The sequence below is a fragment of the Streptosporangium canum genome, assembly GCF_900113865.1.
Classification (GTDB): Bacteria; Actinomycetota; Actinomycetes; order Streptosporangiales; family Streptosporangiaceae; genus Streptosporangium; species Streptosporangium canum.
In genome coordinates this window covers 461,786-473,971 of sequence record NZ_FOQY01000003.1, presented here as the reverse complement: position 1 = coordinate 473,971, position 12,186 = coordinate 461,786, and the positions used below count along the sequence as shown (strand labels likewise).

Sequence of the window (12,186 nt, the reverse complement as noted above, 5' to 3'; positions counted from 1 at the left end):
ATCGCCGCGACGCTGTCGCCGCCGACCACGAGCGTTGCGCACGCGGTCAACGTCAAGATGACCACCAGCGGATGCCGCAGCCCGCAGGCCGAGCGCTGCTCAGGCACCGCCGCCAACCGGCGTATCAACGCCGATTCCACCACGACCGGATCAGTCGCCAGCTCGGCTTCCCACAACGCCAGGTCGGCGAACTGGTCAAGACACGGGACGAGACGAGAGCTGGTCGGGGAAGATGGGGACACGAGCGCGACTCCTGCGGCGATCTTCGGATTCGAGACCTGAAAGATCAGCAGAAGTCGCGCTCTTTCGTCTTCCACCTGGTCAAACACTCAACGTCGGCATACCGCATCAGAACCCGGGAACGCCGGGGCCCTGATCGCCCGATCGGCGGTCCCGAGGTGATGAAAGAGCAGTTGGAACACCTTGTGTCGATGACCGATGAGCGTCTCAGCGTTCAGGTAATTCCGAACGGAATGCACTCGGGGTTGATGGGTGGCTTCGTAATCGCCACTCTGGAGACGGGCCGCGACGTACTGTATGCCGAGACGGCCGTGCGTGGCATCACCACGGACGATCTGGAGGACGTCGCCGTGGCCCTGGAACGTTTCGACGCCATTCGGAGTGAGGCGCTCCCGATAAACATGTCTATCGATCTCATCAAGAAGGCGGTAGCGGAAAAATGGACCTGAGTGACGCCAGATGGGTCAAGTCAAGCTTCTCGGGTGACAATGGCGGGGACTGCGTTGAGGTCGCGGAGCTTACGGAGGTCGGCGACGGTCCCGGCCACAAGGCCGACCATCCCGGGCTGATCGCCGTACGCGACTCCAAGGACCCCGACGGCCCCAAGCTGTTCTTCACCCCCGCCGAGTGGGACGCCTTCCTCAACGGCGCCAAGGCCGGCGAGTTCGACCGCCACTGACACGGAAACCCCCTCTGCCGCCGAGGCCGTCCCTTGGCGGCGAGGTGGCCTCTCTGCCTCGGTTCCTTTGTTGCCGTATGCCCGTCGACCCGAGCGGTTGTCTCCGCCGGAGTCCATGACTTCGCCACCCGACGGTTCTCCCCGCCGCTACGCTCATCGACCTATTGGATCACTGCTGTAAGGACGGGAAGATGGGATGTGAAAGCCGGAGTCGGCTGGGTGCGTGGCCTCTGGGCGCGCCGATCGGAAGGGCGGGGGTGGCCGATGGTTCAGCGGCTGAGTGAGCTGAGGGTGAAGGGCTTCCTCAGCCTGCAAGATGTGACGCTGCCACTGGGGCCGGTCAACGTCCTGGTCGGGCCGAACGGCGCTGGCAAGACGAATGTTCTGAGGGTGTTCGACTTCTTGGCTGATGTCGTCCGCAGTGACCTGCGGCCAGCCCTTGATCGGCGCGGAGGTTTCGATCGGCTGGTTTTCCGGGGCGGCGCCGACGTGGAGCGCGGCATTTCCATCTCTCTCACGGGCATGTGGTCAGGAGCCGTAGATAAGAAATCAGACAAGTACGAGCTGCTTCTTTGGGGTAAATCGTTGAATCGGCTGGAGAATTTCAGCCTGGGATCGCCGTGGGGTGCAAGGCGAAAAATTACTCTCAACATTGGGGCGGTGGCCAGCCAAGAGTCCGAAACTGAAAGATGGATAATCGGCCATGAACTTCTCCCGGGGCAGGAGAAAGTCAAAATCAACCCATCCAGCAGTGGTCTTTCGGTCCTGCCTCGGCTGTCCGAGGAATTTGGGTCTCGTGAAGTCGCAGCCTTGGCCGACTTTCTCGCCACCTTCCGTGTCTTCGATGTAGACGTCTCGCGGGCCACTCTGCCGTCCCGGGTCCTGGACAGTGGACACGCGACCATCGACGCAGACGCTTCCAACCTCGCGGGGTTCCTGATGACGCTGCGAGACACCGACGAAGACGCCTGGGGACGTTTCCAAGCCGATGCCGTCGAGGCTCTTCCTCAGCTCGAAGCCCTCGATTTCGAGCATCCCTCGGGGGCGGCCCATACCGTCGTCGTCACCCTCCGCGAGCGGGGGCTGCGAGACAGCACCCCGCTGCTCGACGCCTCCTACGGCACCATCCGGCTGCTTGGGCTCCTCGCCATGCTTTACGACCCCAATCCCCCGGCCCTCACCTGCGTGGAGGAGATTGACCACGGCCTGCACCCCCAGGCGTTGGAGCTGCTGGTCGAGCGGATCCGGGAGGCGAGCGAGCGGACGCAGTTCATCATCGCCACTCACTCACCGGCCCTCGCCGACCGGCTCAGGCCGGAGGAACTCGTGGTGTGCGAGCGCGGGGAGGATGGCTCCTCCCTGATCCCGGCCATCCCGACCGCCCGGGTGGAAGAGATCGTGCGGGCCAGCGAGGGGCTGCCGCTGGGGGAGCTGTGGTTCTCCGGGGCGTTAGGCGGCGATCTGTGAGCAGGCGCGGGGGCACCCGCGTCCGGCCGACCAGGAAGCCGATCGTCGTGGTCGCTGGTGAGGATCGGAACGACCGGCTCAGCCTCCGGATCCTGCTGGAGGACCTCTGCCCCGACATGCGCGGTCGGATAGTGGAGATCAGCGACCCGGTGCGCCTGCGCCAGGCCACCGGCGCGAACCTGGCCGCGCGTGCCGAAACGCTCGCCCGCAAGGTCCGGGCACGGGCCGTACGGGACGACACGACGGTGGCGTGTGTCTTCGTTCACGAAGACCTGGACGCGGTCGACGACGACCGATACCCGATCGTCCGTCTCCAAGTGGAGAAGGCGCTGGAGACCGCGCTGGGCCGGGCCCACTACGCCCTGGCCGTGGCGGAGATCGAGTCGTGGCTGCTGCTGTTCCCGGACGCTCTCACCGCCTTCTGCGGAAGCTGGTCGGTGCCAGCCCGTCACCGTGGCCGGGACACCGGCAAGCTGGCCGATCCCAAGCAGGTCCTGATGAAGGAGGTCAGCGGGTCGAGCCGCCGTTACCGGGAGACCGACGCCCCGGACGTCCTCGACCGGGTCGTGACGCTGGGCCTGACAGCGGCCCCGCTGGGCCGTAACCGGTCCTATGAGCGATTGCGAGAGGACGCAGCCCGCTGCTGCGCCGAACACCTCCGGGAAAGGTCACAATGACCTTATTTGCTCCTCACCTGCCCCGTAGTCGCGTGACGGCGTCTTGGATCCGGGGAAGAACACTGCTGCTCCTCCCACGCGATGGTCGACTCCTTGTTCCGGTTTCGCTGCCAAAGGTGGTGAGGGTGATCGGTTGACTCTCTACCGGCTGGAGGCTCGACGATGGGCCGCATGGATTCGATCCCCGCGGAGATCAGCCACGACATCTATGGAATGCCCGCTTTCGTCTCGTTGACCGTCGCCGACCTCGACCGTACGGTCGACTGGTATGTGAACGGACTGGACTTCGTGTCACTGTTCACCGTGCCCGGCCCCGACGGCACGCCGGCGCTGGTTCATCTGCGCCGCTGGCGGTACCAGGACATCCTGGTACGCCCCGGCGAGGTGAGCGCGGGGGAGGGGTGGACGGTCGGCGTGATGGCGACCCTGGAACAGCTCGACGCGCTCGCCGAACGAGCCCGTGCCCACGGCGGCGGTACGGTCGACGGCCCCGCCGATACCCCGTGGAACACCAGGGACCTGCGCGTTACCGACCCGGACGGATACACCGTCGTCTACACGGCGCGACGCGCAGAGGGCGGCCGCGACGCGCGCTTCACCCGGATGATGGAGGAAGAGGCCCGTCGGCAACTCGGCGGCTGAGGCGGACGCCGGGCCGAATCAAGCCGGGTAACGGTTCACTCGTAGGATCGCCACTTCGCGCTGCGGTGCGTCCAGCAGAAAATAGGTTACGGAGACGCCTTTGTGATCCCAGACGTACATGTTGCCTGTCGGAGTCAATTGTCGGCCGGTGCCGGCCGTAGCGCCTCATGGATTTCCTTCAGAACCTCGAACTCCGGATCGGAGAGGTCGTCGATCTGATCTTCGGCGATTTGGTTGGCGACATTGACGTCATACACCTAGATTCGGCCCTCCCGTCGGGCCAGGATCTCGGCCAGCGGGGTTCCTGACGAGCGCTGTCCGGACCGGATCTGCTCGGCCTCGTCGTGCATACGTTGCCAATCTTCCCTGTTCTGCGCCGCTCTGGTGGCAATACGCCACCAGCTGGTGAGAAAGTCATCCAGAGCGACCAGATCCACTACAGGTGCGTGGGTGATCCGGGTCAGTTCGGCGTCGAAAGCGGCCGCATTGACGGGGGGCAGCGCCGCTCGCACCGCGGTGAAGGTCCGCTCGATCACCGGTTCGGAGGCTGCATGGGGTTGGGCTGTCATGGCGGCGACTCCTCTCGGTACTCCTAGCAGCCTACAGAGCTCCGCTCCTGCAACATGCCTCACATGTATATAGAGACCAGATCTCATTTCGATGGGCTCTCACGGCCAGGCGAGGAGGTGGAACCAGACGGGCTTGCCGTACGGGTTGAGGGTCCAGCCCCAGTCGCGGGCGAGGGCGTCGGCCGTGCCTCACCTGCCCCGGTAGACGGCCGGGCGCTTCTCCCTGAAGGCGCGGGAGCCCTCCTTGGCGTCCTCGGAGCCGATCACCGGCCAGCCGATGCCGTCGGAGACCTTCAGCGCCTCCGCCTCGGGCAGGCCGACGGTCTCACGGTAGGTGCGCAGGATGGCCTGTACGGCGAGCGGCCCGCACTCGGCGATCTGGGCGGCGATCTCCAGGGCGGCGGTCAGGGCCTGGCCGTCCGGGACGACCCGGTTGACCAGGCCCATCTCCAGTGCCTCCCGGGCGGTGACGGACCGGCCGGTCAGGAGGATGTCCATGGCGAAGGCGTAGGGGATCTGGCGGGGGAGCCGGATCGCGGAGCCGCCCATCGGGAACAGGGCGCGGCGGGCCTCGAACAGGCCGAGGGTGGCCGACTCGGCGACCACGCGCAGGTCGGTGCCGACGAGCAGCTCGGTGCCGCCGGCCACTGCGTAGCCCTCGACCGCGCAGACGATCGGCTTGGCGGGCAGCGCGGCGGAGTCGCGGAGCAGTCCCTTCCAGTGGAAGTCGGGGATCTCCGAGGCGCGCTTCCGGACCCGGGGGTCGGCCGACGGGCTGCCCATGGCCTTCAGGTCGGCGCCGGCGCAGAAGGTCCCGTCCGCGCCGGTCAGCACGGCGACGCGGACCTCCGGCTCGTCCGAGACGTAGGCCCACGCGTCGGCCAGCCCGACCAGCATGTCGGTGGAGAGCGCGTTCTTCGCCTCGGGCCGGTCCATGGTGACGACGACGACGTGGCCGTCGCGCTCGACGCGGCAGTGCGGCGTGCTGATCGGCAGAAGTTCCACGGGCGGCCTCCGTTGCTTTAGCAAGCGCTTGTTAGGCGATCCTAGATCGGGCGTGCCCCGCGCCGCCAGGTCGCCGGGCCGTCGGGCGGCACGGCGGCTCGCGAGGTGGTGGTGCGGTCACGGGTGGCGGCGCCGGTGGTCGGCGACGTACACCCGGTTGGAGCAGCGGGTGGAGCAGAACCGCCGTCTGCCGTTACGGGAGGTGTCCACGTAGGCGACGTCGCAGCCGGGAGTCGGCCGGCGGCTGTGCGTCGCGCCGGAGGGGAACGGCCGTATGTCGCGCCGGAGGCGCCGGAGGGGAGTCGGCTTGTCCGATCGGCTCCGCTGATTCAAGGTGGTGGAGCAAGGGAGGGCGGGGCCGCGGCGTGGTTCACGGTCTGGATCAAGCGCTTGCTCGGTATGTCTCGGCCGGGTTAGTCTGCCCCTGCGTACGAGAACAGATTCTTGTTCCATCCCTCCCGCACTGCCAGGACTTCTCGCAATATCGAGAACGTGATTCACTTCGGCGGTCCGGGGGCCTTTCGGCAAGAGAGGATTTCCGATGGGCACGCTCGGCTTCTGGAGACTGGCGCAGGCCGATCCGGAGTGGATCGCCGCCGTGGATCCGGACGGCACCGAACATCGCGCCGGTGACCTGCTCGCCCGTGCCAACCGTCTCGTGCACGGCCTGCGGGAGCTGGGGCTCAAGCCCGGCGACGGCCTCTGCGGCCTGGTGCCGAACGGCTCCGACGGGCTGGTGCTCTATCTGGCCGCGCTCCAGGCCGGGTGGTACTACACGCCCGTCAACTGGCATCTCACCGGCCCCGAGATCGGCTACATCGTCGCCGACAGCGAGGCCCGCGCCTTCTTCGTCGACGAGCGCTACGCGGAGGAGGGACTGCGCGGCGTCACCGAGTCGGGCATCGCCCGCGACCGCGTCTTCGCGTTCGGGCGCCTTGAGGAGTTCCGCCGGCTCGGGGCCGCGGAGGGGGTGCGGCCCGCCTCGGAGCTGACCGACGGCAGGCCCGCCACCGCCCCCGCCGACCGTACGGCGGGCGCCACCATGCACTACACCTCGGGCACCACCGGCAAGCCCAAGGGGGTGCGCCGGCCGCTCAGCGGCCTGGACCCGGACGACGCGGCCGAGCTGATGACGTTCCTGCTCACCCTGTTCGGCATCACCCCGGGTGCGGGGAACGCCCACCTGGTCACCTCGCCGAACTACCACACGGCGGTCACCCAGTTCGGCGGCACGGCCCTGCACATGGGCCACACGCTCGTCTACATGGACCGATGGGACGCCGAGGAGACGCTCCGGCTCTGCGAGAGGTACCGCGTCAGCAACTCGCACATGGTCCCCACCCACTTCAAGCGCCTGCTCGCGCTCACCGAGGAGGTGCGGGGCAGGTACGACCTGTCCTCGCTCAAATGGATGATCCACGCCGCGGCGCCCTGCCCGGTCCCGGTCAAGTGGGCGATGTTCGAGTGGTGGGGCGACTGCATCTACGAGTACTACGCCGCGACCGAGGGCGGCGGCACGATCGCCACCCCGGAGGGCTGGAAGAAGCACCCCGGCACCGTGGGCACGGCCTGGCCGATCAGCGAGCTGCTCATCGTGGACGAGAACCTGGAGCCGGTCCCCGCGGGGACCCCCGGCACGATCTACATGAAGATGATGGGCGTCCGCTTCGAGTACAAGGGCGACCAGGCCAAGACCGAGGCCAACCGGCTGAAGGACCATTTCACCGTCGGCGACATCGGCTACCTCGACGAGGAGGGCTTCCTCTTCCTGTGCGACCGCAAGGCCGACATGATCATCTCGGGCGGGGCCAACATCTACCCGGCAGAGATCGAGAACGAGCTGATGGTCCACCCGAAGATCGCCGACGTGGCGGTGTTCGGCATCCCCGACGAGGAGTGGGGCGAGCAGATCAAGGCGGTGGTCGAGCCCGCGCCCGGCGTCGCCCCCTCGCCCGAGCTCGCCGCGGAGCTCATCGAGTCGCTCCGGGGCCGCCTGTCGAAGATGAAGTGGCCCAAATCCATCGACTTCATCGAGGAGATGCCGCGCGAACCCAACGGCAAGCTCCTCAAACGCAAGCTGCGCGACCCGTACTGGGAGGGGCGAGACCGTGCGATCTGAGACGTCCACCGGCCGGGAGGATCGCGTGCCGGCGCGGGAGGGGGAGCGCCGATGACGCTCGAAGCGCGGCACGTGCTGGAGTTCCCCGGCGGCTACACCCGCACGACGGGACCGGTGATCGGGCGGTTCCTCACCGAGCTGCGGGACGGGCGCCTCGTCGGGGTCCGTACGGCCGGCGGCCGGACGCTGGTCCCCCCGCTGGAGTACGACCCCGGCACCGGTGACGCCGTAACCGGCGACTTCGTCGAGGTGGGCCCGGCCGGGACGGTCGAGAGCTGGTCGTGGGTGCACGCCCCCCGCGCGGGCCACCCGCTGGACCGGCCGTTCGCGTGGGCGCTGATCCGGCTGGACGGGGCCGACACCTCGCTCGTCCACGCGGTGGACGCCGGCGACGTCAAGGCCATGCGCCCCGGCCTGCGGGTCCGCCCCCGCTGGCGGGCCGAGCGCACCGGGCAGATCACCGACATCGAGAGCTTCGTCCCGGAGGTCACGAGGATCGTGTCCCCGGTCCGCACCGAATACGTCCTGAAGCCCGGCCTGGCACTCGCCCGCTTCCTGGAGGGGGTCGCCGCGGGCGTCTTCGTCGGCTGCCGGTGCGGCTCCTGCCACAAGGTCTACGTGCCCTACCGGCTCTCCTGCCCCGAGTGCGGCATCGCGATCACCGAGGAGGTCGAGGTACCGGACACCGGCACGATCACCACCTTCGCGATCAACAACCTGCCCGACCCGCGCGCCCCCGAGGTGCCGTTCGTCTCGGCCTACGTCCTGCTCGACGGTTCGGACGTCCCGATGATCACCCTGGTCGGCGGGATCGCGGCCCACGAGGTACGGCAGGGCATGCGGGTGCGGGCCGTGTGGGTTCCCGAGGAGGAGCGGACGGCGTCCATGGCCAACATCAAATGGTTCGCCCCCACGGGCGAGCCGGACGCGGAGCTGTAGATGCGTGAGATAGCGGTCGTCGCGTTCGCGCAGACCCGGCACAGCGCGACCGACCAGGGGCAGAGCGAGCCCGAGCTGATCCTCCCCCCGCTGGAGGAGGTCAGGGAGAAGACGGGGCTGCGGACGTTCGGCTTCACCTGCTCGGGGTCGTGCGACTACCTGGCGGGCGCGCCGTTCTCCTTCGTCTCGGCGCTCGACGCGCTCGGCGCCTGGCCGCCGATCTCCGAGAGCCACGTGGAGATGGACGCCGCCTGGGCGCTGTACGAGGCGTGGGTCAGGCTCCAGCACGGCGACGTCGACTCGGCGCTGGTGTACGGGTTCGGCAAGTCCTCCCAGGGCGATCTGCGGGAGATCATGACGCTCCAGCTCGACCCCTACTACCTGGCCCCGCTCGGCCTCGACCAGGTCTCCTACGCCGCGCTGCAGGCCTCGGCCGCCAAGGTCGACCGCGCCCGGCTGGACGAGATCGTACGGCGCAGCCGCGCCGACGGCCGGGCCAATCCCTACGCCCTCGACCTGCCCGACCCCGGAGGGGACGCCTTCGAGGTCGAGCCGCTGCGGCCGTACGACATCGCCCCGGTCACCGACGGCGCCGCCGCGGTGGTGCTGGCAGCCGGGGACCTCGCCAGGGAGCTGTGCGAGCGCCCGGCCTGGATCACGGGCATCGCCCACCGCATAGAGCCCCATTACCTGGGCATGAGAGATCTCGCCCGGTCGGCCTCCGCCGCCGAAGCCGCACGAGCGGCGGGGGCCGGCAAGGGTCACGTCGACGTCGCCGAGCTTCACACCCAGTTCAGCCACGAGGAGCCGATCCTCCGCCAGGCGCTGGAGCTCCCCGAGTCCACGATCGTCAACCCCAGCGGCGGGCCGCTCGCGGCCAACCCGGTCATGGCCACCGGCCTCATCCGCGTCGGCGAGGCCGCCCAGCGCATCCTCGACGGAGTCGCGGGCCGTACCGTCGGGCACGCCTCCAGCGGCCCCTGCCTGCAGCACAACCTCGTCACCGTGATGGAGGCCTGAGCCATGGGTAACCCGTGTGCGGTCATCGGGATCGGCCAGACCCACTACACGACCAAGCGGCGGGACGTCTCCATCGCCGGGCTGGTCCGCGAGGCGGCGCTGCGCGCGCTTCAGGACGCGGGCCTGACCTGGAAGGACATCGACGCCGTCGTCATCGGCAAGGCGCCCGACCTGTTCGAGGGCGTGATGATGCCGGAGGCCTATCTGGCCGACGCCCTCGGCGCCGCGGGCAAACCGATGATGCGCGTGCACACCGCCGGTTCGGTCGGCGGGTCCACGGCGCTGGTCGGGGCCTCGCTGATCCAGGGCGGCGTGCACGACCGGGTGCTGGTGGTGGCCTTCGAGAAGCAGTCGGAGTCCAACGCGACCTGGGCGCTGTCCACGCACCTGCCGTTCAGCGCCTCGCTGGTGGTCGGCGCGGGCGGCTACTTCGCCCCCCACATCCGCGAGTACATCCGCAGGTCCGGCGCTCCCGAGCACATCGGCCACCTGGTGGCGGTCAAGGACCGGCGCAACGCCCTGAAGAACCCCTACGCCCACCTGAGGATCCCCGGGATCGACCGGAAGATGGTCGAGTCGACCCCGATGCTCTGGGAGCCGATCCGCTACCTGGACACCTGCCCGTCCTCCGACGGCGCGTGCGCGATGGTCCTGGCCGCCGGGGACAAGCTCACCGCAAGCACCCCCGCCTGGGTCCTGGGTACGGCGATGCGCTCCGAGCCGATCTTCCGCGCCGGACGGGACACCGTGAACCCGCAGGGCGGCAAGGACTGCGCGGCCGACGTGTACCGGCAGGCCGGGATCACCGACCCGCGCCGGGAGATCGACGTGGCGGAGGTGTACGTCCCCTTCTCCTGGTACGAGCCGATGTGGCTGGAGAACCTCGGTTTCGCCGCCGAGGGGGAGGGGTGGAAGCTCACCGAGTCCGGGGCCACGGCTCTGGACGGTGACATCCCGTGGAACGCCTCGGGCGGGGTGCTGTCGAGCAACCCGATCGGCGCGTCCGGGCTGATCCGGTTCGCCGAGGCGGCGCTCCAGGTCAGGGGGATGGCGGGGGAGCACCAGGTCGACGGGGCCAGGCGGGCCCTGGGGCACGCCTACGGCGGAGGCGCCCAGTTCTTCGCGATGTGGATGGTCGGCAGCGACAGACCCTGATCCCCCCGGGAGGGCCCGATGGAGTTCAACCACGCAGATCTGTTCGAGGGGCTCGCGGACGCGATCGGGGACCGCGTCGCCGTCGTCTGCGGCGGCGACCGCCTGACCTACGCCGAGCTGGACGCGGAGGCCAACCGGCTCGCCCACCACCTGACGGGCGCGGGCGTGCGGGCCGGGCAGCACGTCGGGATCCACCTCTGCAACGGTGTCGAGTACGTCGTGGGACTGCTGGCCACCCTCAAGATCCGGGCCGTGCCGGTCAACGTGAACTACCGCTACGTCGAGACGGAGCTGCTCTACCTCTACCGGGACTCCGACATCGTGGCCCTGCTGTTCGACGTGGAGTTCGACGACCGGGTGGCGGCCGTGGCCCCGCAGGCTCCCGGGCTCGGGCACCTGATCGCCGTGGGCGGCCCGTCCCGGGTCGAGGGGGCGGTGCCGTACCGGGAGGCGCTGGCCGGCGCGCCGGACACGCGGGGGTTCCCCGAGCGGTCGGGCGGCGACGTCTACATCATCTACACCGGCGGCACCACCGGGATGCCCAAGGGGGTGATGTGGCGGGCCGAGGACCTGTTCTTCGCCTTCGGCGGCGGCAACCCCTACGGGGACCCGCGCGCCACACCGGAGGAGGTGATCGAGGCGGCCACGGCCTCCGGTCCGCTGACCATGATGGCGGCGGCCCCGCTGATGCACGGCGCGGCCCAGATGGCCACCTTCATCACCTGGTGGATGGGCGGCACCATGGTCTACGTCCGCAAGTTCGACGCCGCCGAGGTGCTCCGCGCGATCGAGCGGGAGAAGGTCCTCACGGTCAACCTCACCGGCGACGCGATGGCCCGCCCGCTGGCCGACGAGATCGCCGCGGGCTCCTACGACCTGTCGTCGCTGGTCGTGATCAGCTCCACCGGAGCCATCCTGACCGGCGCCGTCCGGGACCGCCTCCAGGAGCTGCTCCCCGGCAGGATGATCATAGACAGCTTCGGCTCCAGCGAGTCCGGTTACACCGCCTCGGCGGTCCCCGGCTCCTCGCCCGAGTCGGGTCAGCGGTTCCAGTCCAACCCCGCCTCCGCCCTGGTCGTGCTGAACGAGTCCCTGGAGCCGGTCAAGCCCGGCGGAGGCGAGCTGGGCACGGTCGCCAAGAGCGGCCGGATCGCCTTCGGCTACTACAAGGACGAGGCCAAGACCGGCCGGACCTTCGTGACCGACCGGGCGGGCGTGCGCTGGCTGCTCACCGGCGACATGGCCAAGGTCGAGGAGGACGGCACCATCACGATCTTCGGCCGGGGCTCGGTCTGCATCAACACCGGCGGGGAGAAGGTCTTCCCCGAGGAGGTCGAGGCGGTGCTCAAAGGGCATCCGGCGGTCTTCGACGCCGTCGTCACCGGCATCCCCGACGAGCGCTGGGGCAGCCGGGTCGCCGCCGTGGTGGAGCTCCGTCCCGACGTGAGGCCGTCGGCGGAGGAGCTCGACGCGCACTGCCGGGAGAGGCTCTCCGGCTACAAGGTGCCCCGGGTCTTCGCCTTCGTCGACGAGATGGTCCGTTCCCCGGCGGGCAAGGCCGACTACCGCTGGGCCAGGGAGACCGCCCAGGCGGCCCAGGGCTGACCCTGCTCCCGAGAGGGGGCACCACTGCGGGAAATCATGATCAGGACGAGCCCGGATCGGTGGGATCAG

Annotated in this window: 15 protein-coding genes; 10 read left to right on the top strand and 5 right to left on the bottom strand. The window is 69.1% G+C overall.

Annotated features, from left to right (window positions below):
- Positions 1–329: transposase family protein (locus BM085_RS44235; RefSeq protein WP_218158631.1), on the bottom strand; the 329-nt coding region annotated here is incomplete at its 3' end.
- On the opposite strand from BM085_RS44235, the gene BM085_RS06800 reads away from it, so the two are divergent.
- The 5 genes from BM085_RS06800 (at position 270) to BM085_RS06780 (ending at position 3,705) form a co-directional block, all read left to right on the top strand.
- A complete protein-coding gene (locus tag BM085_RS06800; protein WP_281249826.1) occupies positions 270–689 on the top strand; it encodes a Scr1 family TA system antitoxin-like transcriptional regulator in 420 nt (139 codons plus the stop codon). The two genes, BM085_RS44235 and BM085_RS06800, sit on opposite strands and share 60 nt — an antisense overlap.
- Positions 680–919 (top strand): DUF397 domain-containing protein, encoded by a 240-nt coding sequence (locus BM085_RS06795; protein ID WP_093886138.1) that lies wholly within the window; start codon positions 680–682, stop codon positions 917–919. The genes BM085_RS06800 and BM085_RS06795 overlap by 10 nt, the downstream gene beginning before the upstream one ends.
- 291 nt (positions 920–1,210) lie before the next feature.
- Positions 1,211–2,386, top strand: coding sequence for an AAA family ATPase (locus tag BM085_RS06790; protein WP_245789160.1), 1,176 nt, complete (start codon positions 1,211–1,213; stop codon positions 2,384–2,386).
- Positions 2,383–3,063 carry a hypothetical protein gene (locus BM085_RS06785; protein WP_093886136.1) on the top strand — a complete coding sequence of 227 codons (681 nt, stop codon included), beginning with the start codon at positions 2,383–2,385 and terminating at the stop codon, positions 3,061–3,063. Before BM085_RS06790 ends, BM085_RS06785 begins: the two co-directional genes overlap by 4 nt.
- Positions 3,064–3,234: 171 nt before the next feature.
- The gene (locus BM085_RS06780) at positions 3,235–3,705 is read left to right on the top strand and encodes a VOC family protein (RefSeq protein WP_093886169.1); all 471 of its coding nucleotides are present in this window, start codon (positions 3,235–3,237) and stop codon (positions 3,703–3,705) included.
- 134 nt (positions 3,706–3,839) lie between these two features.
- Here BM085_RS06780 and BM085_RS46730 read toward each other — a convergent pair whose 3' ends face one another.
- The 4 genes from BM085_RS46730 to BM085_RS45180 all read right to left on the bottom strand — a co-directional run bounded on the left by BM085_RS46730 (position 3,840) and on the right by BM085_RS45180 (position 5,732).
- Positions 3,840–3,962 (bottom strand): hypothetical protein, encoded by a 123-nt coding sequence (locus BM085_RS46730; protein WP_281249824.1) that lies wholly within the window; start codon positions 3,960–3,962, stop codon positions 3,840–3,842.
- Entirely contained in the window at positions 3,963–4,274 is a 312-nt protein-coding gene (locus BM085_RS06775) for a DUF6247 family protein (protein WP_143120830.1), read from the bottom strand.
- Positions 4,275–4,463: 189 nt separating this feature from the next.
- Positions 4,464–5,279 (bottom strand): crotonase/enoyl-CoA hydratase family protein, encoded by an 816-nt coding sequence (locus BM085_RS06770; protein ID WP_093886134.1) that lies wholly within the window; start codon positions 5,277–5,279, stop codon positions 4,464–4,466.
- 117 nt (positions 5,280–5,396) lie between these two features.
- Positions 5,397–5,732 carry a CGNR zinc finger domain-containing protein gene (locus BM085_RS45180; protein ID WP_218158630.1) on the bottom strand — a complete coding sequence of 112 codons (336 nt, stop codon included), beginning with the start codon at positions 5,730–5,732 and terminating at the stop codon, positions 5,397–5,399.
- Between the two features lie 88 nt (positions 5,733–5,820).
- Between BM085_RS45180 and BM085_RS06760 the strand changes: the two genes are divergently transcribed.
- Genes BM085_RS06760 through BM085_RS06740 form a run of 5 tightly spaced genes read left to right on the top strand, consistent with a single transcriptional unit; the run spans position 5,821 to position 12,117 of the window.
- On the top strand, positions 5,821–7,398 hold the full coding sequence (locus BM085_RS06760; RefSeq protein WP_093886133.1) for an acyl-CoA synthetase: 1,578 nt from the start codon (positions 5,821–5,823) through the stop codon (positions 7,396–7,398).
- Between the two features lie 51 nt (positions 7,399–7,449).
- Positions 7,450–8,337: a Zn-ribbon domain-containing OB-fold protein gene (locus BM085_RS06755; protein WP_093886132.1), complete on the top strand. Its 888-nt coding sequence runs from the start codon at positions 7,450–7,452 to the stop codon at positions 8,335–8,337.
- Positions 8,338–9,357, top strand: coding sequence for a thiolase domain-containing protein (locus BM085_RS06750; RefSeq protein ID WP_093886131.1), 1,020 nt, complete (start codon positions 8,338–8,340; stop codon positions 9,355–9,357).
- Between the two features lie 3 nt (positions 9,358–9,360).
- Positions 9,361–10,512, top strand: coding sequence for a thiolase domain-containing protein (locus BM085_RS06745; RefSeq protein ID WP_093886130.1), 1,152 nt, complete (start codon positions 9,361–9,363; stop codon positions 10,510–10,512).
- Between the two features lie 18 nt (positions 10,513–10,530).
- Positions 10,531–12,117, top strand: a complete 1,587-nt coding sequence (locus BM085_RS06740; protein ID WP_093886129.1) for an acyl-CoA synthetase — start codon at positions 10,531–10,533, stop codon at positions 12,115–12,117.
- Positions 12,118–12,186: the final 69 nt, after the last annotated feature.